The organism is Streptomyces sp. NPDC060209 (assembly GCF_042728155.1).
Classification (GTDB): Bacteria; Actinomycetota; Actinomycetes; order Streptomycetales; family Streptomycetaceae; genus Streptomyces.
Genome location: NZ_JBHWZS010000006.1, coordinates 18,342 through 41,401, shown reverse-complemented (window position 1 = coordinate 41,401; position 23,060 = coordinate 18,342). Strand labels below are relative to the sequence as shown.

At 67.3% G+C, this 23,060-nt stretch carries 20 protein-coding genes and 1 pseudogene; 18 read left to right on the top strand and 3 right to left on the bottom strand.

The annotated features are described in order from the left end of the window. Window positions 1–144 precede the first annotated feature (144 nt). Together ACFWFI_RS02405 and ACFWFI_RS02400 are read left to right on the top strand one after the other, a co-directional pair. Complete coding sequence (locus tag ACFWFI_RS02405; protein WP_387384524.1) at window positions 145–1,521, top strand: MFS transporter; 1,377 nt, start codon at window positions 145–147, stop codon at window positions 1,519–1,521. Then, entirely contained in the window at window positions 1,514–2,899 is a 1,386-nt protein-coding gene (locus ACFWFI_RS02400) for an MmgE/PrpD family protein (protein WP_387384522.1), read from the top strand. Before ACFWFI_RS02405 ends, ACFWFI_RS02400 begins: the two co-directional genes overlap by 8 nt. 784 nt (window positions 2,900–3,683) lie before the next feature. Here ACFWFI_RS02400 and ACFWFI_RS02395 read toward each other — a convergent pair. Next, window positions 3,684–4,498, bottom strand: a protein-coding gene (locus ACFWFI_RS02395; protein ID WP_387384520.1) for an IS5 family transposase whose coding sequence is annotated in 2 segments (ribosomal slippage) — window positions 3,684–4,150 and window positions 4,150–4,498 — 816 coding nt in all. Because the reading frame shifts where the segments join, the coding sequence is not laid out codon by codon here. A 925-nt stretch (window positions 4,499–5,423) separates the two neighbouring features. Between ACFWFI_RS02395 and ACFWFI_RS02390 the strand changes: the two genes are divergently transcribed. From ACFWFI_RS02390 to ACFWFI_RS02315, 16 genes and pseudogenes are all read left to right on the top strand, one after another. After that, window positions 5,424–6,698, top strand: coding sequence for an MFS transporter (locus tag ACFWFI_RS02390; protein ID WP_387384518.1), 1,275 nt, complete (start codon window positions 5,424–5,426; stop codon window positions 6,696–6,698). Between the two features lie 4 nt (window positions 6,699–6,702). Beyond that, window positions 6,703–9,099 carry a glycoside hydrolase family 3 protein gene (locus tag ACFWFI_RS02385; RefSeq protein ID WP_387384516.1) on the top strand — a complete coding sequence of 799 codons (2,397 nt, stop codon included), beginning with the start codon at window positions 6,703–6,705 and terminating at the stop codon, window positions 9,097–9,099. An 86-nt stretch (window positions 9,100–9,185) separates the two neighbouring features. Then, on the top strand, window positions 9,186–9,788 hold the full coding sequence (locus ACFWFI_RS02380) for a TetR/AcrR family transcriptional regulator (protein ID WP_387384514.1): 603 nt from the start codon (window positions 9,186–9,188) through the stop codon (window positions 9,786–9,788). After that, the gene (locus ACFWFI_RS02375) at window positions 9,766–10,521 is read left to right on the top strand and encodes an IclR family transcriptional regulator (protein ID WP_387384512.1); all 756 of its coding nucleotides are present in this window, start codon (window positions 9,766–9,768) and stop codon (window positions 10,519–10,521) included. Before ACFWFI_RS02380 ends, ACFWFI_RS02375 begins: the two co-directional genes overlap by 23 nt. Window positions 10,522–10,684: 163 nt before the next feature. Beyond that, complete coding sequence (locus tag ACFWFI_RS02370; protein ID WP_387384510.1) at window positions 10,685–12,037, top strand: MFS transporter; 1,353 nt, start codon at window positions 10,685–10,687, stop codon at window positions 12,035–12,037. A gap of 57 nt (window positions 12,038–12,094) precedes the next feature. Beyond that, window positions 12,095–12,565 (top strand): nuclear transport factor 2 family protein, encoded by a 471-nt coding sequence (locus ACFWFI_RS02365; RefSeq protein ID WP_387384508.1) that lies wholly within the window; start codon window positions 12,095–12,097, stop codon window positions 12,563–12,565. Window positions 12,566–12,591: 26 nt separating this feature from the next. Further along, window positions 12,592–12,873: a hypothetical protein gene (locus tag ACFWFI_RS02360; protein WP_387384506.1), complete on the top strand. Its 282-nt coding sequence runs from the start codon at window positions 12,592–12,594 to the stop codon at window positions 12,871–12,873. Further along, window positions 12,870–14,147, top strand: a complete 1,278-nt coding sequence (locus ACFWFI_RS02355; RefSeq protein ID WP_387384504.1) for an aromatic ring-hydroxylating oxygenase subunit alpha — start codon at window positions 12,870–12,872, stop codon at window positions 14,145–14,147. Before ACFWFI_RS02360 ends, ACFWFI_RS02355 begins: the two co-directional genes overlap by 4 nt. A 19-nt stretch (window positions 14,148–14,166) precedes the next feature. Continuing rightward, window positions 14,167–14,643, top strand: a complete 477-nt coding sequence (locus ACFWFI_RS02350; protein ID WP_387384502.1) for an aromatic-ring-hydroxylating dioxygenase subunit beta — start codon at window positions 14,167–14,169, stop codon at window positions 14,641–14,643. Window positions 14,644–14,703: 60 nt separating this feature from the next. Then, window positions 14,704–15,606, top strand: coding sequence for a PDR/VanB family oxidoreductase (locus tag ACFWFI_RS02345; protein ID WP_387384501.1), 903 nt, complete (start codon window positions 14,704–14,706; stop codon window positions 15,604–15,606). Window positions 15,607–15,635: 29 nt separating this feature from the next. Then, window positions 15,636–16,934, top strand: a complete 1,299-nt coding sequence (locus ACFWFI_RS02340; RefSeq protein WP_387384499.1) for an amidase — start codon at window positions 15,636–15,638, stop codon at window positions 16,932–16,934. Window positions 16,935–17,139: 205 nt separating this feature from the next. Beyond that, window positions 17,140–18,243, top strand: coding sequence for a mandelate racemase/muconate lactonizing enzyme family protein (locus ACFWFI_RS02335; RefSeq protein WP_387384497.1), 1,104 nt, complete (start codon window positions 17,140–17,142; stop codon window positions 18,241–18,243). Window positions 18,244–18,272: 29 nt separating this feature from the next. Continuing rightward, window positions 18,273–19,127 (top strand): catechol 1,2-dioxygenase, encoded by an 855-nt coding sequence (gene catA / locus ACFWFI_RS02330; RefSeq protein WP_387384495.1) that lies wholly within the window; start codon window positions 18,273–18,275, stop codon window positions 19,125–19,127. A 6-nt stretch (window positions 19,128–19,133) separates the two neighbouring features. After that, complete coding sequence (gene catC / locus ACFWFI_RS02325; RefSeq protein WP_387384493.1) at window positions 19,134–19,430, top strand: muconolactone Delta-isomerase; 297 nt, start codon at window positions 19,134–19,136, stop codon at window positions 19,428–19,430. Between the two features lie 118 nt (window positions 19,431–19,548). Next, window positions 19,549–19,641, top strand: a pseudogene (locus ACFWFI_RS02320) (acetyl-CoA acetyltransferase); the annotation flags it as partial. Next, window positions 19,601–20,443 (top strand): alpha/beta fold hydrolase, encoded by an 843-nt coding sequence (locus ACFWFI_RS02315; protein ID WP_387384491.1) that lies wholly within the window; start codon window positions 19,601–19,603, stop codon window positions 20,441–20,443. The pseudogene ACFWFI_RS02320 and the gene ACFWFI_RS02315, both read left to right, overlap by 41 nt. 217 nt (window positions 20,444–20,660) lie before the next feature. On the opposite strand, the gene ACFWFI_RS02310 is transcribed toward ACFWFI_RS02315, so the two are convergent. Next, complete coding sequence (locus tag ACFWFI_RS02310) at window positions 20,661–21,917, bottom strand: MFS transporter (RefSeq protein WP_387384489.1); 1,257 nt, start codon at window positions 21,915–21,917, stop codon at window positions 20,661–20,663. A 237-nt stretch (window positions 21,918–22,154) separates the two neighbouring features. Further along, a complete protein-coding gene (locus tag ACFWFI_RS02305; protein ID WP_387384487.1) occupies window positions 22,155–23,036 on the bottom strand; it encodes a helix-turn-helix transcriptional regulator in 882 nt (293 codons plus the stop codon). Window positions 23,037–23,060 lie beyond the last annotated feature (24 nt).

Sequence of the window (23,060 nt, the reverse complement as noted above, 5' to 3'; positions counted from 1 at the left end):
CCCCCAGCATTCTGTCGACACTTGCTTGACTTCCTCCTGGTCAGCTTCGATGATTTCTCCGCCAGAGCCTGTAAGTGTGTACGGAATCAACTTCGCGGCAGCCAGTGGCCCGCCCCTCCGCACTCTCTCGAAAGGGCGTCAACGATGACGACAGTGCGCCAGCCGACCGACACCGCGCACGAGGAATTCGCGCGCAAGCGGCGACAAGCCGCGACAGCGTCGTACCAGGGCCTGTTCCTGGACTACTTCGACATCTACGCGCCGATCATCGCCCTGGCGCCGGCAATGGTCTTCTTCACCGGCACCGACATGTCGCAGGGCGAGAAGACCCTGATCTACTACCTGACCTTCGCGTCGACACTGATCGGCCGACCACTGGGCAGCCTGATCTTCGGCAGCCTCGCCGACCGGATCGGACGACGCCGGGTCAGCCTGGTGACAGTGGCGGGCTTCACGCTCTGTACGGGCCTGATCGGAATACTTCCGGGCTACGACTCGATCGGACTGGCCGCACCCATCCTGTTGGTGCTGCTGCGCATGCTCGACGGGGTCTTCCTCGGCGGCGAGTACGCGGCGGCGGCGCCGATGGCTTACGAATACGTCGAGCGCGAGAAGCGCGGATCGTTCGGCGGCCTGCTGCAGACCTCGTTCCCGTTCGCTTACGTCACGGTGTCGGCCATCACGCTGGTCATCCTGCAGGTTCTTCCCGACGGAGGGCTGAACTCGCCGTACGTGCAGTGGGGTTGGCGGATCACGTTCCTGCTCAGCGCTGTGCTGTCGGCCGTATTCTGGTTGTTCCGGCTGAAGAATCTGCCCGAGTCGGACCTGTGGAAGAAGTCCGCCCGGGTCAAGTCACCACTAAAGGCCGTGATGTTCGGTGAGCACCGTCGCGTCTTCTGGCAGGTCTTCATGGTGATGAGCGGCCTGTGGTTCATCACCGCGTCGACATCGTCCGTGATCCCCAACCTCCTGGGCAGCCTCTACGGCATGTCCGACAACTGGATCACGTGGACCATGCTGATCGCTCATGTGCTCCTCGTGGCCGTGTTCTTCGGAGCCGGGTGGGGCAGCCAGAAGGTCGGCCGAAAGCCCATGCTGGTCTTCCTGGGACTGCTCGTCGGGACAGCAGGAACGGCCCTATGGTGCCTCTTCGCCGCCAAGCTGACGGACAACCCCCTTCTGATCGCACTGATGGCCATCGCCATTCCCGCCGTGGTCTTCGGCGTCAACGGAGTGTCCGTGACCTACTGCAACGAGCGCTTCAGCACAGGCGTGCGCTCGGCAGGCTTCGCGGGCGCGTTCAGTCTCGCGATCGTCATCCCGAACTGCTTCGCCTTCTACAGCGTATGGATCGGCCACGTCATTCCCATCGAATACGCGACGGCCGTCTGCTACGTCCTGGGCGGTGGGCTCATCGCGGTCGGGGCCCTGCTCGGCCCGGAGACCCGAAGCATCGACTTCGACGCCGAGCTCACAGTCGGCGGGGCGGGCGCGGCAATCAAGGAGGAACACAGTGTCTGACACAACCGCAGGTATGACGGCCCAACTGGCTGAACACGCCGCGCGCAACGTCACACCGTCCGCTCGGTCCCGCGACATCCTCGCCGCCTCGCTGGCTGACACCCTCGGCGTCGCACTGGCCGCGGCACAAGACCCGGCGCCCCTGCGGCTTCGGGAAGCTCTCGGCCCAAGGCTGGCTCCCGGCTGCGCCACTGTCTGGGCCAGTGGCGAGCGTTGCGACGCGCCAACTGCCGCGCTGCTCAACGGAACCGCGGCCCACGCCCTGGACTATGACGACGTGAACGACCGGATGTCCGGGCACCCCAGCGCAGTGCTCTGGCCCGCCCTGCTCGCCGTCGGCGAATCCGTTGACGCCCGTGGCCAGGACCTTGCCGCCGCCTACCACACGGGCTTCGACACGATCATTACGCTGGCCACGGTGCTGGACGTGGACGCGCACTACCGTGCCGGCTGGCACGCCACGGCGACCCTGGGTGTGCTGGGAGCCACCGCGGCAGTGTGCAGGCTCCTCGGGCTGACCGGTGGGCAGGTGCAGCATGCCCTCGGGATCGCGTCTTCGTCCGCCTCGGGGAGCAGGCAGAACTTCGGGACCCTGACGAAGCCCCTGCACGCGGGCCTCGCAGCTCGAGATGCCGTCATGGCGGCTCGACTGGCGCAGGTCGGCTTCGACGCCGATCCCTCAGAACTCGACGCACCACTGGGGTTCCTTGCCAGGTTCGGACCTGTCACCGGATCCGCGGCGGACGTGGTGCTGGCCGAGGCGCCGCACCTTGACCGGGAGGGGCTCAACATCAAGTCCTACCCGTCCTGTTACAAGACTCAACGGGCGATCGACGCAGCACTGAAGTTGGCGCGCGAGCGGCGACCGGCTCTCGACGACATCATCGCCATCCGGGTCACGACCGAACCCGGTGGCCAAGTGCCATTGGTCCACCACGAGCCGGCCAACGGAACGCAGGCCAAGTTCAGCATGGAGTACGTGGTCGCGGCAGCCCTGCACGACAAGGCGATCGATCTGTTCTCCTTCCTCGACGAGAAGGTCGCCCGCCCCGACGTCCGCGCGCTGATGGCCCTGGTCCAGAGTGGCACCGCCCAGGCGCCACCGGTCGGTTCCCCGGAGTGGAGCGGCGCCTTCGCCACGGTCGAAGTGACAACCAGCACCGGCACCATCGCGAGCCGCTGCGACGTACCACGCGGGGACCGGCGATATCCGCTGAACTGGTCCGAGGTTGCAGACAAGGTGACCGCCTGTTGTGCGTACGGCGAGCGGAAGACCGACGCGCCTGCGCTACTGCGTGTCATCGCCGAAGCTAATGTCCTGCCAACGGCACGGCAGATCGGTGCCCAACTCGTCGCACCGGCCCTGGCGCAGGGATGACAGTCCCCTCGGGTACCGCCTCTGCTGAGGGGGACACGGTCGGGGTGGTCATTCACCACCCCGACCGCCGCCAACCCGCCAACCCGCTCGTTCGCGCTCACCCGCGCACGAGGCGCGGGAGTGCTTGCGAGGCTCGGTGTCCTGGCTGCCTTCGCGGTGGTCTTCAAGAGTGCCCTGAGTTTGTTCTTCGCCGGCGTGAGCTGGGTCTGCTCGGGCACACCGGCTGGGGACCGGCAGCCAAGGTGTCCGCGTAGTCATTGAGGTGCTCAGCAAGGTACGAATGAACGGGCTCACCTTGGCGGCCATCAAAGCGTCATCTTGCGGGCGAAGAGGGAACCTCGGGCAGAAGCTCCCGGCCTAGGAACGAAGAGCCACGATGATCGACGAATGACGCGAGGTACCTTCGACGACGTCCCCTTGACCACCCTTATACCTGGTCTCACGCCTGCTGGTGTGGAAGCTCTGATGGATGCGGCCCGTGCCGTTGATGCGGCTCGCGTCAACAAAATCGGGGGGCTGATCATCGGCCGGCGGACAGGTGCGGTGCGGACGGCGTTCGGCAGGCTCATGTCCACCGGTGCGAGCTCGACCGAGAGTGCCGTCGGGACCGCGGCTCGGGATGAGCGAAGATGAGCGGGCATACACGGTCTTCCGTTGGGGTGATCAGGGACTCGACACCTCGTGATCATCAGAAGGCGTGCCTGTCTCCGCGTCAGCCCCGGCGAGAACCTCATGGCCCTGCCCAGGCTGCTGAAGCCCCATCAACCCAGATTTAGACCGTGTCCTACATGGTCAGTTTGAGGAATCGTTTGTAGCAGCAGAGAGCGGCTGCCAGTCCGAGAAAGGCCAGGTAGTTGCCTGGTTTCCGTTCGTAGCGGTGGTTGAGTCGGCGGTAGCCAGTCAGCCAGGACATCGTGCGTTCGATGACCCACCTGCGCCGGCCGAGCCGCTCGCTGGAGTCGATGCCCTTGCGTGCAATGCGGACCCCGATGTGCTTGCCCCAGAGCCATCGCCGCAGGTGGGGGATGTCGTACGCCTTGTCTGCGTGAAGACGGCGGGGCTTGGATTCCGTCGCGTGGGATTCGTGTCCCATGTGGAAATGGGACAGCATCGGCTTCAGGGCCTGGCTGTCGTGGGTGTTGGCCGCGGAGAGCCCGACGCGTAGGGGCAGTCCGTCCGCGTCGGACAGGACGTGCATCTTGGAACCTGGCTTGCCCCGGTCCACGGGACTCGGACCTGCAAGTTCGCCCCTTTTTTAGCGCGGATATGCGCGGAGTCCAGGACCGCCCGGGACAGGTCGATCAGGTTCTGTTCGTCCAGGAGCTGGAGAATTTTCTGATGCAGCCGGCCCCACACCCCGGCTCTCGACCAGATGACGAAGCGACGGTGCACCGTCGACTTCGACGCCCCGAAGCACGGGGGCAAGGCTCGCCAAGCGCACCCGCTGACCAGCACGTAGATGATCGCCGCGAAGACCGCCTCGTCATCGATGTTCGCGACCCCGTCGCCCTGCGGGCGAACTCGGGCCGGCGGCAGCAACGGCCGCGCTATCTCCCAGAGTCCGTCCGGAGCGATCCATCCCCACCGTCCACTCCCCATACCCAGCACAACTGCCAACTGACCATGTAGGACACGGTCTAAAACTCCTGGGGGTCTCTGGAGGGTGCGGCCCGATGACGGCGACGGCCGCACCGCAGACGGGCGCAAGAGTGGCCTGCGGGAGGGCGTGCACGTCGGCGGGCCGCAGCGGTCGGAACGCGGTGTGCCGGAACCGCTGTCTGCCGGGGGCCGTAGGGCGGAGGTGGCCGGCCTCCGTTACTAGATCGATTAAGTGGACGTTAACAGATGCTCCCCGAGCGTGGCGAGAGGCCGCCGGCTCCCTCCACGGCCCAGTGCTGCGACGGCGTAAGTGGACTGCACCCCGCGGGATGTGTCGGTGCCGAAGCCGATGACGGTGTTCGCGTCGAAGTCCGACCACTGCCTGATCGACCTGCTCCGGCGCCACCGCCAAGGCCGGCCACCGGTCAGCATCACCATGGTCATCTCCACGACCCCGACATCGCCGAAGAAGTACGGCCCTTCGGTATCCCCTTCCTCCACGTGTCCTCCCAGGGCCGGACGAGTCACAGGCAGAAGCCGAACACCTGCGCCTACTCAAGGACAACGTGGACTTCGGCGTCCTTGCCCGCTGCGTGCAAGTGTCGGGACCATCCAGGGCACCCACTGGCGCCGCCTCGAGATTTCGGGCCCGTAAGAGGGATGTGGCGCCCGAGATTTCGGCCCGGAGAACGGACCAATCCGGTTGGTTTCCGTTCGAGTGTTGGTCACACTCCGGTCCACGCCGAGCACCTCGTCAGGCCGCGTAGGCGCGCTCTGGGGCGCGTCCGCCGCACAGTCCCGTTTCACAACACAACCGCAACAGGAATATCACGTTCCGATATACCGACCGAGTACTCGGTCTGTCACGTGTTCTTATATCCCGTCTCTCCGCCCACGCATCCCTCGTGGGCCTGAAGGAGGATCCATGACCACGACTGGCGAAGCAGTGCCCGTCGTTGAGGACGTCGTCTCCCCACCGACCGAAAAGGCGCCGCCCAAGGTTGTAGGGGCGATGGCACTGGCTCAGTTCGGCCTGTCCGTCGCGTTGATTACGCCCGTCACGGCCAGCCTCACGATCAAGGTCCAGTCGATCGTCGGCGAGGACAACGTGGTCGCCGTGTTCGGTATGGTGAGCAGCGTCGGTGCCATTGCCGCGCTTGTCGCCAATCCCGTCTTCGGGCGGATCAGCGACCGTACGACCGGACGCTTCGGCCGCCGCCGTCCCTGGCTTCTCCTGGGCGTCGTCGGGCTCGCCCTGAGCGAGCTTGTCCTCGCCCTCGTGCCCAACGTCATCGGGATCGCGATTGCCTGGTTCGCGGCGCAGGCGTTCGCCAATGCCGCGCAGGCCGCCCTGCTGGCGTCGGTCGCCGACCAGATACCGACGGCTCAGCGCGGCAGGGTCAGCGGCCTGATCGGCCTCATGCAGCAGAGCAGCAAGCTCGGCGCGGCCTTCGTCGCCCAGTGGCTCGTCGGCAGCCTGTTGCTGATGTTCGTGGTGCCCGCCCTGATCGGGGTGCTGTTCCTGGTGCCGTTCCTCCTGCTGTTGCCGGACAAGCAGCTCACCGAGCGCCCGCCGAGCGAGGGACTGCGGGCGGTCCTGAAGACGTTCTGGCTCTCGCCCCGCAAGCACCCGGACTTCGCCTGGGCCTGGGGCTCACGGTTCCTGATCACCTTGTCGCTGTACCTGTTCATGACGTATCGGCTGCTCTACATGCAATACGAGCTGGGGTTGTCACTCGAGCGTGCCGTCGCCGTGCTGGCCACTGCCGTCACTGTGTACACGGTCACGCTGGCGCTGGCTGGGCAGGCGGCGGGGTGGCTCTCGGACAAGGTAGGTCGCCGTAAACCGTTCGTCATCGCCTCGGCCCTGATCTTCGGACTCGGTATGGCGATGCTTGTGCAGGCCGACACCGTCACCGGCTTCTACGTTGCTGAGGTGATACTCGGGCTCGGCTTCGGCGTCTACATCGGGGTCGACCTTGCCCTGGTGATGGACGTCCTTCCCGGGCTCAATGACTCGGCGAAGAACCTGGGCGTGCTCAATATGGCTCAGGTCGTACCGCAGAGCCTTGCTCCGGCGGTCGGCGCCGTGCTGGTCGGAATCGGCGGGGGACACAACTATGACCTGCTGCTGGGCACTGCGGCCGCCGTCGCCGTGGTGGGCGGAGTCATGATCTTCCCGATCAGGAAGGTGCGTTAGACCCATGAAGGACCTGGAAGTCCTCACCGACAAGGCGATCGGCACCCTGGACCTGGAAGCCAAAGTCCACCTGCTGACCGGCGCCACCAGCTTCACCCTCCACCCGGAGCCGTCGGTCGGCCTCGCCGAAATCGTGTTCTCCGACGGCCCGACCGGCGTGCGCGGCGCCCTCTTCACCGGCGGGCGGATCGCCTGCCAGCTCCCCAATGCGACGTTGCTGGCCCAACACTGGGATACGGCAGTCGCGGCGGAGGTTGGCGCGCTGCTCGCCGAGGAGGCGGCCGCACAGCACGTCCACGTGGTGCTCGGACCCACGGTCAACCTGCACCGCACCGCGCTGAACGGGCGCCTCTTCGAGGAGTTCAGCGAGGATCCGCTGCTGACCGGTGCCCTGGCGACCGCGTACATCAACGCCCTGCAGGAACACGGCATCGCGGCGACGCTGAAGCACTTCGTGGCCAACGAGGCGGAGACCGACCGAAAGACCGTGAACTCGCTGCTGGACGAGCGGACGCTGCGCGAGGTGTACCTCCTGCCGTTCGAGATGGCGGTGGCCGACGCCAACCCCTGGGCAGTCATGGCCGCGTACAACCGGGTCAACGGCACGCCCGCCACCGAGCACACCGAGCTGATCACGGGCCTGTTGAAGGGGGAATGGGAATACGACGGGTTGGTGATGTCCGACTGGTATGCCGCCACGTCCACCGCCGAGAGCGCCGACGCCGGACTGGACCTGATCATGCCGGGCCCCGCAGGGCCGTGGGGCGAGAAGCTCGTCGCCGCCGTTCGTAGCGGTGAACTAGCCGAGTCCGTGATCGACGAGAAGATACGGCGACTGCTGCGGTTGGCCGACCGGGTAGGTGCCTTCGGCACGCAGCGGCAGTGGCCGTCCGGTGGGCCGACGCCCGACAGTCCACAGCGGCGCGCGGCTCTGCGTCGGCTGGCCGCAGGCGGCATGACCGTACTGGTCAACCGCGCATCGACGCTTCCGCTTCCGACCGAGGGGAAGGTTGCTGTCATCGGCCGGCACGCGATGGAGACCGTGACACAGGGCGCCGGTTCGTCGGAGGTCCGACCGCCCCATACGGTGAGCATCGCGGACGGCCTGACGGAGGCACTCGGCGCGGACCGAGTGACCTTCGTGGACGGGGTCGAGGTCCGCGCAGATCCGCTGACCGCTGCCGAGGGCTCCCTGCGCGACCCCGAGACAGGAGAGTTCGGCATCCGGGTCACGACCCGCGACGGCGACGGAGAGGTGATCGACTCCCGGCACGTCCGCTGGAGCGCCCTCTTTACCCGGGAGAGCCCCTGGGTGCAGTCCGCCGAGACCATCGAGCTGACCGCAGAGGTCGTCCTGGAGGAGACGGCCCGGATGCAGGTCGGTGTGCGTGGCCGCGGCGAGTGGACGTTCAACGTGCCAGGGCACTACGAGCGGGTCCGTCTGGAGCGCGTGGACGACGCAGGGGAAGTGCTGCGGCTGCCGTACCGCACCGTCACCCTCGACCTGGAACCTGGCGCGCGGATCACGGCGGTCGCGACCGCCGAACCGGGTGAACGGGTCATCGGCCTGGCCACCCGCGTGGCCCCGAAGCCGCCGGCTCCGGCGATCGGCGCGGCCGTCCGGGCAGCCCGCGAGGCCGATGTCGCGGTGGTCGTTGTCGGGCTCACCCCGGAGCAGGAGACCGAGGAGGTCGACAAGATCACACTCGCGCTGCCCGGTGAGCAGGATGCCCTGGTCGCCGCGGTCGCCGCCGCGGCCAGGCGGACCGTGGTCGTGGTCAATGCGGCCACGCCTGTGCTGATGCCGTGGCTGGATCGGGTCGACGCCGTGCTGTGGGCCGGGTTGCCCGGTCAGGAGGCCGGAGCGGCGGTTGCGGCGGCGCTGACCGGTGAGGTGGAGCCTGCCGGCCGGCTGGTCACCACGTTCCCAGGGCAGGACGGGGACGGCCCGGTCTGGTCGCCGGTGCCCGCGCACGGCGAAGTGGCGTACAGCGAAGGGATCGCTGTCGGCTACCGCGGATGGCACGGTGAGCGGACTGAGCCGCTCTTCTGGTTCGGTCACGGGCTTGGTTACACCGAATGGGCTTACGGGCGGGCCGAGTTGGCCATCGCCGACGACGCGATCCGTTCGGTGCGTGTCGAGGTGACCAATACCGGAGCGCGGGCTGGTCGCGAGGTCGTGCAGGCGTACTGGCGGCCGGAGCACGAGCCCGTACGGCTCGTCGGATGGAGAGGTGTCGACGTCGAACCCGGACGGACCGTGACGGTCGACGTGCCCGTGGACGCCCGGGTGCTGCGCCGGTGGCATGAGGGCGCCTGGCGGCAACTGCCGCTCACCGGCGAGGTGCTGGTCGCCCGCGGTCTCGGCGACATTCGGATTGTGCTGCCCGCGGCCCACTGAGATCAGGAGCAAGTATGTCCTTTCCCTCGCAGTACCACGCGGCACCGGCTCTGTCTCGGCGTGAGCGTGCCGGCCAGGACTCGCGTGTGAAAGCCGTACGTGCGGCGCTGGAGCTGTTCGCCACCACAGGGTTCAAGGGCACATCGATCGCGAAAGTGGCGGAGCGGACCGGGCTGTCGCAGTCCGGTCTGCTGCACCACTTCCCGAGCAAGGCCGAGTTGCTGTCAGCCGTACTGGAGGAACGCGACGCCGAGGACGGCGCGTTCCTCACCGGAAAGGATGGGGAGGCGCCGTTGGGCTGGGACGCGTTCGATGCCATCGAGGCGCTGGTCGCGCGCAATTCGACGCGACCGCACCTCGTGGGCCTCTACGTCCGGCTCTCCGCAGAGGCGATGGAGCCGAGTCACCCCGCGCACAACTGGCTCAAGGACCGCTACACCGGGATGACGGCGTGGCTGACCGATGCCGTCCGTATCGGCAAGGTGCGCGACGAGATCCAGTCCGACGCCCCGGCTTCGGTCCTCGTACATAACACGATCGCTGTGGTGGACGGGTTGCAGCAACAGTGGCTCCTGTATCCGGAGAGAGTTTCCATGGTCAAGGAGTTCGGCGCGTACACGGCCGACCTACGGTCCCGCTGGGGACCGCGTAGGGAGGGTGACCGCCATGACGGCCGAGTCGGACGGTGACTCTCTGCTACGCAAGGTGCGGCTGATCCTGGGAGTCTTCGACACCGGGGCGCCCGTGCTCGGTCTGTCGGAGCTGGCACGCCGCACTGGTCTCGCGAAGACGACGGTCCATCGCGTGGCCACCGAGATGGTGGACGTCGGACTGCTGAACCGGCACGGGCGGCGATACGAACTAGGCTCGCTGCTCTTCGAGTTGGGCCAACGAGTGCCCCGGACCAGGGCCCTGCGCCTGATCGCGGCCCGGTACCTCGAGGACTTGGCGCTCACCACCAGGGAGACCGTGGTGCTCGCGTTCCCCGGGGACCGCGACGTCCTCTTTCTGGAGAAGTACTTCAGCCAGCGTGGCGGCGGTGTGGCCGTCACCCAGGTCGAGGGCCGGGTGCCGTTCCACTGCGGCGCCTCGGGCAAGGCCCTGTTGGCCTTCGGCGACCCGGCGATCCGCGGGCGGGCCCTCGCCGCCCCGCTGCGTCGCCGGACCCCGTGGACCATCACGGAGCCGGGCCGGCTGGCGGCCGAGCTGGAGCAGGTGCGCCGGCAGGGCTATGCCGTCGACCGCCAGGAGCTCGTTGTGGGCTACGGGGCGGTCGGCGCTCCCGTGCTCTCCGCGGGGATCGCCGTAGCCACGCTGACGGTCACCGGTCCGATCGACCGGTTGGACGTGCCGCGGCTCGCTCCCGTGCTCACGGCGGCCGGCCGCGCGTTGACACGGGATTTCGAGTCGGTAAACGACTGAGCATCTGGAACTTTTCGGTCCGGTGGCCGGGCCAATGGCATTTCGTCCGGCAACGACGTGGCGAACAATCCGTGAACAGCCGAACGGCATTGCTCGACGGCTGAGTGGCATTCCTGCACAGCCGCCTCACGGCTGTGCATCACTAGCGGCCAGAGGGGCGAGCATGGCAGGAACGAACCGCGGGCCGAGTGCGGTGCGCAGGGCAGCGACCGCGAGCCTGGTCGGCAGCGCGCTTGAGTGGTACGACTTCTTCCTTTACGGCACAGCAGCCGCGCTTGTTTTCAACACCCTGTTCTTCCCCAACGTCGATCCGCTGGTCGGCACGATCGCCGCCTTCGGCACCAACGCGGCGGGCTTCCTCGCCAGGCCGCTCGGCGGTATCGTCTTCGGGCACTTCGGCGACCGGGTAGGCCGCAAGTCGGTCCTGGTGACCACCCTGATGATCATGGGTGTCGCGACTTTCCTGATCGGTGTCCTGCCCACTTACGGAGCCATCGGACTCTGGGCGCCGGTGCTGCTGCTGATGCTGCGGGTTGTCCAGGGCATCGCCGCCGGCGGCGAGTGGGGTGGCGGTGTCCTGATCGTCAGCGAACACGCGCCGGACCATCGCCGCGGTTACTACTCGGCCTGGAGCCAGACGGGCGTGGGCCTCGGCTTTGTGCTCTCCGCGGCCACGTACTGGCTGGTCCAGGAGGTGACCACCAGGGAGAACTTCCTTGCCTGGGGATGGCGGATCCCGTTCCTCGCCGGCATTCTACTGACCGGCGTAGGACTGCTGATCCGGCTCCGGGTCATGGAGACGCCGGCCTACCAACAGACGGCGTTGGCCAAGTCCAAGGCGGGCGAGAAGCGCAAGCTGCCGGTGATCGAGGTTCTCCGCACCCAGCCGAAGGCGGTGCTGATCACCTTCGGCGCACGCATCGCCGAAAACGGTGCGACCTACCTGTTCCTCACCTTCAGCCTCTCCTACGCGGCGAAGATCGGGATGGACGGAGATCTGGCGCTGATCGCGGTCGTGGTGGCCATGCTCTTCGAGTCGTTCGCGATGCCGCTGTGGGGCGCGCTCTCCGACCGTGTCGGACGCCGCCCGGTCTATTTGGGCGGGGCGATCGGAGTGATCGCCTGGGCGTTCCCGTTCTTCTGGCTGTTCAACACGCGTAACCCGGTGCTGGTCTTCGTCGCGGTCTTCGTCGCGGTCGTGATCTGCCACGGCGCGATGATCGGCACCCAGCCGGCCTTCATCACCGAACTCTTCGACGACAGCAGGGTGCGCTACAGCGGCGTCGCCCTCGGACACGAATTCGCTTCCGTGGTCGCCGGAGGCTTCTCACCCATCATCGCCACCGCTCTGCTCGCCTGGGCGGGCGCCTCCTGGCCTATCGCGCTGTTCCTCATCGCCATGGGAGTGGTCACGGTCGTCTCCGTGGCTCTGGCGCCGGAGACCCGCACCAAGTCCATCGATGGAGGCGACACCCGCCTGGAGGCCGAGGAGCCCGCAGCGGTGTCCACCCGATGAGTGAGTGATACCCCTACCCCACCTCACCAAGATTTGAAGAAGGGAGGCTGGTCACGCATGCCCTCCACCAGCACTGCCGAACGGTCGTCCGAACGTCTGGCGTACGCGGTACTGACCCGATACCTGGAGCTCTGCGACGTCCCCCGACCTTCCCACGCGGCCGGCAGCCTTGCGGAGCTGTTTACCCCAGACGCCGTGTGGGAGGGGGTCGGACCGCTCTACGCGGCGAAGTTCGGCCGCACCACCGGATCAGTGGCGATCGAGACGATGCTCTCGGCCCACCTGCCTCCGAACGGACAATTCCAGGCCAACGTCCACCTGCTCCACCGCGGCACGACGTACTCCGACGGCGACAAAGTCGGCGGGCGGTGGCTGATGCAGCAACTGTCCCGCTACGAGTCCGGCGCGGCCGAAGTCGTGGTGGCGAGGCTGGAGGTGACCTTCCGCAGGGAAGGGTCCGACATCCGTATCTCCCGCTTCCGCACGGAACGTGTTTTCGAAGCGGACCTCGGAGCGGAGATCCCGTGACAGCCCCTACGCAGGAAGACCGAACCATGCACCTCACCTGCTACCGGGACATCCGCCGCTACGGCTGGCTCCACGTAGACCTGTTCCTGCACGACCGCGACGGCAGGGAACTGAACTGGGTCCACTGGGGAACCGCCGAGGAAGGCCCCGACGGAGCCGACGCCGCCTGCGCGGCCGTCGAACCCACCCTGCGCAGAACCACCGAGTGGCAGCACGGCATCCGAGCCGACGGCAGCGACTACTGGACCGCCGGTGCCGCCTGGGACGACCCCACCGAAACCGGCACCCCACAGGAAGCGAAGCAATGAATACACCCACGGAAAGCGCCGACCTCGAAGGGCTGGTCCAGCCCGACCGCGTGGACATCTCCCTCTACACCGACCCCGGCCTCTTCGAGAGGGAGATGGACCGCATCTTCAACCGCACCTGGGTGTGGGTGGCACACGAGAGCGAGATTCCCAACGCCGGCGACTTCCGGACCGCAATGGTCGGCCGCCAACCGGTCATCGTGACCCGTGACCGCCGCGGCGGCATCAACGTCCTGCTCAACCGCTGCCGCCACCGCGGCGCGAGCCTGTGCGAGGCCCCCCGCGGCAACGCCAACGGCTTCACCTGCCCGTATCACGCATGGTCCTACGCCCTCGACGGAAAGCTGCGCGGCATCCCCTACCCCGACGGCTACGAGGATGTTCTGGAGAAGAAGGACCTCCCGCTGCACCGCCTCCAGGTGGACACGTACGCCGGGATGGTCTTCGCCAGCTTCAACCCGGACGTGGAACCTCTGGAGGATTTCCTCGGTCCGGCCCGGCACTGGATGGACCTGTTCATGAAGCAGGGAGCCGGATTCCCCCTCAAGGTGCAGGGTGAGCACAAGTTCCGATTCAAGGGCAACTGGAAGATCCAGCTGGAGAACACCACCGACGGCTACCACTTCCCGATCGTGCACCGCTCCTGGATGTCCTCCGTGGACGCGGAGACCGCCGAGATGCTGTCGTTCATGACGGACGAGAAGGCGGTCACGCACTCGCTCGGCAACGGCCACAGCGTCATGATCATGGTGCCCGAGCACGTCGACCTGGACGAGGACGACGGCACCGAGCAGCTCCAGGAACGCTTCGGTCACATCGTCGAGGAGCTGTCCAAGGACTTCGAACCGGCCCAGGTGCGACGCATCGTGCGCTCGATGCACGGAGCCGGCTTCAACCTCAACCTGTTCCCGAACGTCGCGATGTCCATGTCGTTCTTCCGTGTGCTGCGCCCGATCTCCGTCACCGAGACGGAGATCCGGCACCTGGCCCTCGGCCTCGACGGCGGCCCGGAGATCGTCAACCGCGAACGTTTGCGAATCCACGAGCACTTCCAAGGCCCGTTCGGGTTCGGCACCACAGACGACTCTGAAGCTTGGGACCGGGTGCAGCGCGGTGCGGCAGCCGGACCGGGCATGCCGATCATGGTCAACCGCGGGCTGGGCCGTGAGCTGGACGAAGAGGAACACAAGGGACGCGTCTCGCACGCCACCGACGAGACCGGGATGCGCGAGGCGTACGCAATGTGGAAGGCGATGATGAACGATGTCCGTTGAGGCGACCGTAATCCCGCGTTTGGCCGACCCTCGCATTGCTTCGGCCATCGAACTGGTCTGGCGCGAGGCCCACTTGCTGGACCACAAGCGGTACGAGGATTGGGACCGGCTCTGGGCCCCCGGCGGCCTCTACGTGATCCCCATCGAGCAGGACACCGAGGACTTCGCGTCCGCGCTGAACATGGTCTACGACGACGACCGCATGCGCCGGATGCGCATCGAGCGTCTGACGTCCGGCTACTCCATTTCGGCGACAGCTGCCGCGCGTACCGTGCGGACGCTGTCGCGGTTCGTGGTCGAGCACTGCGACGACAAGTCCGCCGAGCTCTGCTCGGCCCAGGTCGTGGTCAGCCACCGGCGCGAGGAGACCTTCGTGCTCGCCGCGGACGTGACGCACCGCATCCGGCTGGACGGTCCCGAGCCGCTGATCCAGGAGAAGGTCGTCCGGCTGATCAACTCCACGGACGCCGTCAACTCCTTCGGGTTCCTGCTGTAGACGGAGGAGACGATGATGATCCCAGTCACAGTTAGCGAGACGTTGGCCGAAACCAGTGCCGTGAGATTTCTGCGGCTTCGGCGCAGCGACGGCCGCCCGCTCACGCCGTGCGAGGCGGGCGCACACGTGGACGTCCTGGGCCCAACCGGCATCACCAGGCAGTACTCACTGTGTGGGCCCCCCGACGACACTGGCTCCTACCTCATCGCGGTCAAGCGGGAGGAGGCCTCGCGGGGCGGCTCCGCGGCGCTGCACGACCAGGTCGGTGCCGGTGACGAACTCACCATCAGCGAACCCCGCAACGTCTTCCGCATCGAGCCGGCGGCGGATGGGCACGTGCTGATCGCGGCCGGCATCGGGATCACCCCGTTGTTGAGCATGGCGTACCAACTGCGGCGTGATGGCGCACGGTTCCGTCTCCACTACTTCGCGACCAGCCGTGAGAAGGCGGCGTTCGTGTCCCTGCTGGAGAGCCCGGAATTCGCGGCCGACGTCGAGTTCCACTTCGGAGTCGACCGGAATGCACAACACGAGGTCCTGGCCCAGGCACTGGCGGACGCCGACTCCACGACGCACGTGTACACCTGCGGCCCCAAGGAGTTCATGCAAGGCGTAGTCGAGGCGGCAGCCCGAGCCCTGCCGGAGGACAACGTCCACGTCGAGCACTTCCAGCCGCTGGAGCCGACGGCTGCGGCGGGGGACGCGTTCGAGGTGGAACTGGACACCGGTGAGGTCTTTCACGTACCGCCCGGACGCAGCATCGTCGAGGTGCTGGCGGAGGACGGCATCGAGGTCGACACATCTTGCCGTGAGGGCATCTGCGGCACCTGCGTTCTCACCGTGCTCGACGGAGTGCCGGACCACCGCGACAACTGCCTGACCCGCAAGGAGAAGGAGGCAGGCGACCAGATCGCCACGTGCGTGTCACGGGCTCGGACGGCCCGGCTCGTACTGGAGCTGTAGTAGCCCGCCCCGCGAAAGGAGACACACCGATGCCGACCGTGGACTGCGACACCACCCTGTCCGCCCTCGTGGCCCGGATGACTGCAGGCGAGTCGACCCCCAGCGATGCCGTTGCATGCGCGCTGAGGCGCCATGACCGCACGGAGCCCGAAGTGCGGGCGTGGGAGCGGCTCGACCGATGCGGAGCGCTGCGCACCGCACGGCAGCTCGACACAGAGCCCGCCAGCGGGCCTCTGCGCGGCATCCCGTTCGGGGTCAAGGACATCATCGACGTCCGCGGGATGCCGACCGAATGCGGATCACCGCTGCGACAGGGCCGCATGGCCGAGTCCGACGCCCCGTTGGTAGCCCGGCTCAGGCAACTCGGTGCGATCCCCCTGGGAAAGACGGTCACCACGGAGTTCGCATACTTCTCACCGGGACCCACCAGAAATCCGCACAGCCTGAAACACACTCCCGGCGGTTCCTCCAGCGGCTCGGCGGCCGCCGTCGCCGCGGGCGTGGTGCCGCTGGCCCTCGGCAGTCAGACCGCAGGCTCGCTGACCCGTCCGGCCGCGTATTGCGGAGTTGCGGGGCTCGTGGCTCCGGTCGGGGGACTGCTCGACACGAAAGGATTCGCAGGCCTTTCGCCCAGCCTCGACGCGGTCGGGCTGCTCACCCCTGGCGTTGCCGATCTCCGAATCGTCCACGAGGCATTGACCGCCGGCCGTCTCCCGGGAGTGCTCGAGCCACCGACCCGACCGCGGCTCGCCCTGTGGTCAGGCACAGAACTGGCCGAGGTCGCCGCGGATATGCAGGCAGCTGTGATCCGGACCGCCGAAGACGCCGTGACCCACGGCGCCGAGCTCGTGGACATCGACTTGCCCTCCCGGACGCCTCGGCTCGCCGATGCGCACGGCACGATCATGGCGTACGAGGCCGCTCGGGAGCTGGCCTCGGAAGCTGCCCACCCAGATCGGCTGAGCACTCCGCTCAACGAACTCCTGGCGCATGGCCGTGCGATCCCGACCGCGGACTACCAACAGGCCCTGGCCCTCGCCGAGCGAGAACGCACATCGATGCTGTCGCTTCTGACCGAGGTTGACGCAGTTGTTGGCCCCGCTGCCACCGGACCCGCGCTGAAGGGGCTCACGGCCACGGGATCACCGATCCTGAGCCGACCGTGGCAACTCCTGGGACTGCCGGTCGTGACCGTGCCTGGTCACCGAGACGGCCAGGGCATGCCGCTGGGGGTGCAACTCATCGGGCACCCGGACCGTCTGGAACAGCTCTTCGCCCTCGGGCACGTGGTGGAACTGGCCGCCCGTGCACAGCGCGGACTCAGGTAAGTCGTGGAGAAAGGACTCTTCTGATCGGCCCGCCCGATGCTTTCAAAAGAAGTTGTGCGTCCGTGCCGTGGCCTCGACTGGGACCGTAAGACATTCGGCTCCTTCGCGTGCGTCGTGGTGACCGGGGGTGTGACGTACCCGAAAAGAATGTTGTATTCCTGGCGGCCACCGAGCAGGAAATCTACGAAAGCGCAGGGGAAAAGCCGTGAAGATCATCGCAGTGGAAACCATCCCTTTCGCGATCCCCTACCGGAAACCCCTGAAATTCGCGAGCGGCGAGGTGCACACCGCCGATCACGTACTGGTGCGGATCCACACCGATGAGGGACTGACAGGTACGGCCGAGGCACCTCCGCGCCCGTACACGTACGGCGAGACGCAGGAGTCCATCGTGGCGGTGATCGAAAAGATCTTCGCGCCGCAGATCCTGGGTCTGTCGGTCCTCGAGCGGGAGGTGGTTCACGCCCGCCTTGACCGGACCGTGGGCAACCCGACCGCGAAGGCCGCGATCGACATGGCGCTGTGGGACATCCTCGGCCAGGCTGCGGGGATGCCGGTCTCCGGACTGCTTGGCGGCTACACCGACCGGATGCGTGTGAGTCACATGGTCGGCTTCGCGCCGGCCGCCGACATGGTCGCCGAGGCGGAACGGATTCGGGACACGCACGGCATCACCACGTTCAAGGTGAAGGTCGGACGTCGCCCCTACACCGATGACGTAGCGGCCTGCCGTGCATTGCGCGAAGCCCTCGGCACGGATGCGGAGTTGTACATCGACGGCAACAGGGGTTGGACGGCATCCGAGTCCGCTCGCGCCTTGCGGGAGATGGCCGACCTCGGTCTGACCTTCGCAGAAGAACTCTGCCCCGCCGACGACGTGCTGGGGCGGCGCTGGCTGGTCGCGCAGAGCCCGGTGCCGTTCATCGCCGATGAGAGCGCCACCCGAGCAGCGGAGGTCACCCGCGAACTGCTCGGCGGATCGGCCACCGCGATCAGCATCAAGACCGCCCGCACCGGCTTCACCGCCTCGCAGCGTGTACTGCACGAATGCGAGGGGCTGGGCGTAGAGATAGTGATGGGCAATCAGATCGACGGGCAGGTAGGCACATTGTGCACGGTTGCCTTCGGAGCCGCCCACCGAACCAGCGCTCGCTACGCGGGTGAACTGTCCAACTTCCTCGACATGACCGACGACCTCCTCGCCGAGCCGCTGACGATCGAGAACGGAACTCTGCGCATCCGCGAGGGCGCCGGACTCGGCATCGACATCGACCCCGACAAGCTGGCTCGTTACCGCCAGGACCGCTGACACATCTGATTTCAAGGAACGGAATCACCATGACCGACACCACCACCCAGCAGGCGACCGCCGCCGCTTCTGGAGCCGCCGCCACCGAGCAGTTCCGCGGCAAGCAGCGGACGGAGGCAGCCGAAGTGGACACCAAGCGCGTCGACACTCTCGTCACCGAACTGCTTGCCGCCACACACGACATCATCCGCCGTCACCAGGTGACGTACGCCGAGTACGACGCTCTGAAGACGTGGCTGATCCAGGTCGGTGCGGACGGCGAGTGGCCGCTCTTCCTCGACGTGTGGCTGGAGCGCGTCGTCGAGGAGGTCGCCAACGCGTCCCGCGAGGGCAGCAAGGGCACCATCGAGGGCCCCTACTACGTCCCCGATTCCCCGCGGCTGCCCGCCGAGGCGGCGCTGCCCATGAGGGACGGCGAGGGCGGCACGGCGCTGCTGTTCCAAGGCCAGGTTCGGTCCCTGCACGGCACCCCGCTGGCCGGAGCCACCGTCGAGATGTGGCAGGCCGACAACGACGGCCTGTACTCCCAGTTCGCTCCCGGTCTGCCCGAGTGGAATCTGCGGGGCACGGTCGTCGTCGACGACCAGGGCGGCTTCAGGATTCACACCATCCAGCCGGCGCCGTACCAGATCCCGACCGACGGCTCCTGCGGCACACTGATCAGGGCAGCAGGCTGGCATGCCTGGCGCCCCGCCCACCTGCACCTCAAGGTCGCTGCCCCGGGGCACCAACTCGTCACTACCCAGCTGTACTTCCAGGGCGGCGCGCACGTGAGCGACGACATCGCCACCGCCGTGAAGCCCGAGCTGATCCTCGACCCGACCCCTGTCGCGGACGGCACCGGCCGAGAGGTCACCTACGACTTCGTTCTCGACAAGGCGTGATGCACTGTGTTGTTCGCAGTACGCATGGACGTCGACATCCCGCGTGACCTCGCCCCCGAGGTTCGAGCGGACCTGGTGGCCCGCGAGAAGGTCTATTGTCAGGAACTGCAGAAGTCGGGGCAGTGGGTGCACCTCTGGCGGTGGGTCGGTCGGTACGCCAACATCAGCGTCTTTGATGTGACCGACAACGAGGCGCTGCACCGAATCCTTTGGGGGCTGCCGCTGTTCCCGTACATGAAGATCGACGTGGCCCCTCTGGCGCAGCATCCCTCCGACCTCTCGGCCGGCGAGGAAACGGCGTGATGGACAAGCTGCTTCCCTCGGCGGCCAAGGCCGTGGCCGACCGGGGCTCGCGGACGCCGCACTCGGCCCCAGCGGTGTGCCGAACATGCTGATCCAGGCCCCGTACGAGCGGGGCGTCCATCAAGTCGCGCGTAAGAGCGACGGCATCGGCTTCGCCACCCTCTGTATCGGTGTCGGCCAGGGCCTCGCCCTCGTCCTCGAACGCCGGTGAACCCCGACAGGAGCCGACCGTGCCCACCTCCCCTCTCCTGCACCATCACGTCATCGGACCGGCAGACGCTCCACCCCTGGTCCTCGGCCCCTCCTTGGGCACCTCCAAGGCGGTCTGGGAGTCCCAACTTCCCTTCTTGTCCCGTTGTTTCCGGGTCCTGTACTTCGACCTGCCAGGACACGGCGGCTCCTCGTCCGGCGTTCTGCCCGACCCCGAGCCCGGCCGTACTACGGTCGGGCACCTCGCGGCGTTGGTGCTCGCCCTTGCCGACCATCACGGCTGGGACCGGTTCCACTACGCGGGCATCTCCTTGGGCGGGGCCATCGGAGCCCACCTCGCCGCGCGTCATCCGGACCGGATCGCGTCTCTGGCTCTGGTCTGCTCCTCAGCGCACTTCGGTGCCGCTCAGCCGTGGAACGAGCGAGCTGGTCTGGTGCGGTTGAAGGGAACCGCTCCGCTACTGGGGACCAGCCAGAGCCGGTGGTTCGCCACTGCCGACGGAGCTGACACTCCCTTCGGCAGAAGACTCCTTGGAGATCTCGCAGACACCGACCCGGTCGGATATGCGGCGTGCTGCGACGCACTGGCCGGCTACGACCTGCGTCCCGAACTTGCCACGATCAGAGCCCGCACCCTCGTGGTCGGTGGCACGCTCGATGCAGCCACACCGCTGGAACACGCGCGGGAACTCGCAGAGGGCATCCCGCATGCTGTCCTCAAGACCATCGCCTGCGGCCATCTCGTCGCCGAGCGGCGCACGGCCTTGCAGGACGCACTCACGGCACACCTGCTAAAGACCTGAGCGTGTGCGGGCAGTGGGGAGGGCGGCAGGCCACCACGTCGATCCCACTCCGTAGGGCGCCACCCCGCTACGAGGCGACCTTGCTGGTCGTAGTCCTCAACGAGTAGCCATGACCAGCACTTCCCTGCAGCCCTTGGCGGGAGCAGAGTGGGGACGCCCGGCAACCATCAGATCGATCCGTTGGAAGCGGGGCGTCGCAGCCGCGTCCTAGGCCGGATCAGACCAGCACCCGGTCGTCGGACTCACCCTGCGACGGCTCCTCGGCCGGACCATCGACCAGGGCCGCTTCGAAGGTGTTCGTGCGGGTGGCGCGCATCGCGGCCAGGATCAGCAGCGGGATCACACCGAGGGCGGCCATGACCACACCCACGACCTCCGGACCGGTCACGCCGAGCGAGGAGTCCAGGGCGCTGCCCGCGATCCAGGTGCCGGCCGCGATGCCGACGTTGAATCCCGACACGGTCAGGGCGGCGGCCAAGCCGGGGGCGGAGTGCCCGAACCGCACGGCCAGCGGGGTGGCAATCGAGGTGACCGCCATGCCGGTCAGTCCCAGCACCACCACCAGGACGACGGTTGGAGCGGCGCTGGTGGACAGCGGAATCAGCAGGAGCAGAACGAGCCCGGAGCCGATCGCGATCGTGAGGAACGTGGTCAGCGGCTTACGGTCACCGAACCGGCCGGCCAGGTTTGTGCCCAGCAGGGCGCCGATACCGAATCCGACCAGGACCAGCGGCACGATGCCCTCGGACAGACCGGTCCGCTCGGTGAGCAGCGGCGAGATGTAGCTGTAGGCGGCCAGGAACCCGCCCGAGACCAGGGCGGTCGCGGCCAGCACGAGCCACATCCGCCCGTGCCGTAGCACGCCGAGCTGGGAGCGCACGGAGGGCACCTCGCGGTGTTCCTCGCCAGGGATGAACCGGCCGATTACCACGGCGGCGATCGCGGCGAGGATGGTCAGCGCCCAGAAGGTGCCGCGCCAGCCGATCGACTGGCCGACGAACGAGCCCAGCGGCACACCGGCCACGATGGCCAGGCCCATGCCGCTCATCATCACGCCCATGGCCCGGGAGGCGGCGGCCGGGCCTGCCGCTGAGGTGGCGACGACCGAGGCGACTGACAGGAACGCGCCGGTGGCCAAAGCAGTCAGGACACGAGCCGAGAGCACGACTGTGAACGAAGAGCTGAGCGCAGCAATCAGGTGACCGGCGGCGAACGCGGCCAGAGCCATGACCAGTGTCGAGCGGCGTGGCAGACGCAGTGTGGCGAGCGAGATCGTGGGCCCGCCGATGATCATGCCGATCGCGAAGGCCGTGATCAGCAGACCCGCCTGGGAAATACTGACGCCCAGGTCGGAGGCCATCTCAGGCAGGATGCCGGCGATGATGAACTCGGTCGTGCTCATCAGGAAGGTGCCCAGGGCCAGCAGCGGGACGACGAACGGAAGCTTGGAGGATTTTGGTCGCAGAGGAGACATGCGGAAATAGCCTTTGCTGAACGAGTGGGTGGCGGCGGGACCAGCCGAAGCGGTCACCGTCCCGTGCCCCGGAACGCGGGGCGACCACCATGCAACCGTGATCCCGGACAATGAGGGAGTCTCTGCTGTGAGGGGCACTCGCAGAGCCCCCCAGCACCGCATTCCCGCAACCGAAACAGCTCACCCCGGCCGCGGAGCGCGGCCGGGGCTAAACGGAGTAGGGAAGGGCGCAGAGGATCAGCTGTCGGAGTTCGCGTCGGCGTCCTGCGGAGCCTCGGACGGCGCGGACCAGCTGGCGAGCAGCTTCAGAGCATCCTCGGCCGCCGTTTCGGGAGCCGCGCTGTACGCGGCCACGATCAGCCCGGTGTCGCCCGGAAGATCCATGGATTCATGGTCCAGCTCCAGCTCACCAACGTCCGGATGGTTGAACCGCTTCTTCCCCTCGCGGAAGACATGCACGTCGTGGGCGCCCCACATCACACGGAAGGTGTCGCTGCGCGTCGACAACTCGCCGATCAGGTTCGACAGTTCCCGGTCGTAGGGGTGTTTGCCCGCCTCGATCCGCAAGGCGCCCACCGCGCCCCGGGCGATGCGCTCCCAGTCGACGTAGAACCGCCTCGCCGCCGGGCTGAAGAACACGAAGCGTGCCGTGTTCGCACCGCACGACGGATCGGCGTACATCTCCGAGTACAGCGCCCGCCCCAATGGATTGCAGACCAGGACATCGAAGCGGTTGTTCTGCACGAAGGCCGGCAGCCCCGGCATCCCCTCGACGATCCGCGAAATGCTCGGCCGCACGCCCGTCCGGGCCGGCTGACGCTTGGCCCGGGCAGGGGTCGTATTCGCCGCACGGGCCAGATCGTCCAGGTGGGTGCGTTCGGTGTCATTGAGCTGCAGGGCCTGTGCGAGGGCGTCGAGCACACCCTCGGACACCCCGCCGAGATTGCCCCGTTCCAGCCGGGTGTAGTACTCGACACTCACCCCGGCCAGCATCGCGACCTCGCTCCGGCGTAGCCCGCTCACCCGACGGTTTCCGTAAGAGGGCAGGCCAGCCTCCTCAGGCGTGATCTTGTCACGCCGAGACTTGAGGAAAGCGCGTACTTCAGCCTGATTGTCCATACACCCAGGCTAGGCACGACTCCC

Excerpts from the sequence above, each read along its gene's own strand:
- ACFWFI_RS02370 (WP_387384510.1), top strand. The coding sequence starts at position 10,685 with ATGGCAGGAACGAACCGCGGGCCGAGTGCGGTGCGCAGGGCAGCGACC.
- ACFWFI_RS02340 (WP_387384499.1), top strand. The coding sequence starts at position 15,636 with ATGCCGACCGTGGACTGCGACACCACCCTGTCCGCCCTCGTGGCCCGG.
- ACFWFI_RS02405 (WP_387384524.1), top strand. The coding sequence starts at position 145 with ATGACGACAGTGCGCCAGCCGACCGACACCGCGCACGAGGAATTCGCG.
- ACFWFI_RS02360 (WP_387384506.1), top strand. The coding sequence starts at position 12,592 with ATGCACCTCACCTGCTACCGGGACATCCGCCGCTACGGCTGGCTCCAC.
- ACFWFI_RS02310 (WP_387384489.1), bottom strand. The coding sequence starts at position 21,917 with ATGTCTCCTCTGCGACCAAAATCCTCCAAGCTTCCGTTCGTCGTCCCG.
- ACFWFI_RS02385 (WP_387384516.1), top strand. The coding sequence starts at position 6,703 with ATGAAGGACCTGGAAGTCCTCACCGACAAGGCGATCGGCACCCTGGAC.
- ACFWFI_RS02305 (WP_387384487.1), bottom strand. The coding sequence starts at position 23,036 with ATGGACAATCAGGCTGAAGTACGCGCTTTCCTCAAGTCTCGGCGTGAC.
- ACFWFI_RS02375 (WP_387384512.1), top strand. The coding sequence starts at position 9,766 with ATGACGGCCGAGTCGGACGGTGACTCTCTGCTACGCAAGGTGCGGCTG.
- ACFWFI_RS02390 (WP_387384518.1), top strand. The coding sequence starts at position 5,424 with ATGACCACGACTGGCGAAGCAGTGCCCGTCGTTGAGGACGTCGTCTCC.
- ACFWFI_RS02355 (WP_387384504.1), top strand. The coding sequence starts at position 12,870 with ATGAATACACCCACGGAAAGCGCCGACCTCGAAGGGCTGGTCCAGCCC.
- catA (WP_387384495.1), top strand. The coding sequence starts at position 18,273 with ATGACCGACACCACCACCCAGCAGGCGACCGCCGCCGCTTCTGGAGCC.
- ACFWFI_RS02365 (WP_387384508.1), top strand. The coding sequence starts at position 12,095 with ATGCCCTCCACCAGCACTGCCGAACGGTCGTCCGAACGTCTGGCGTAC.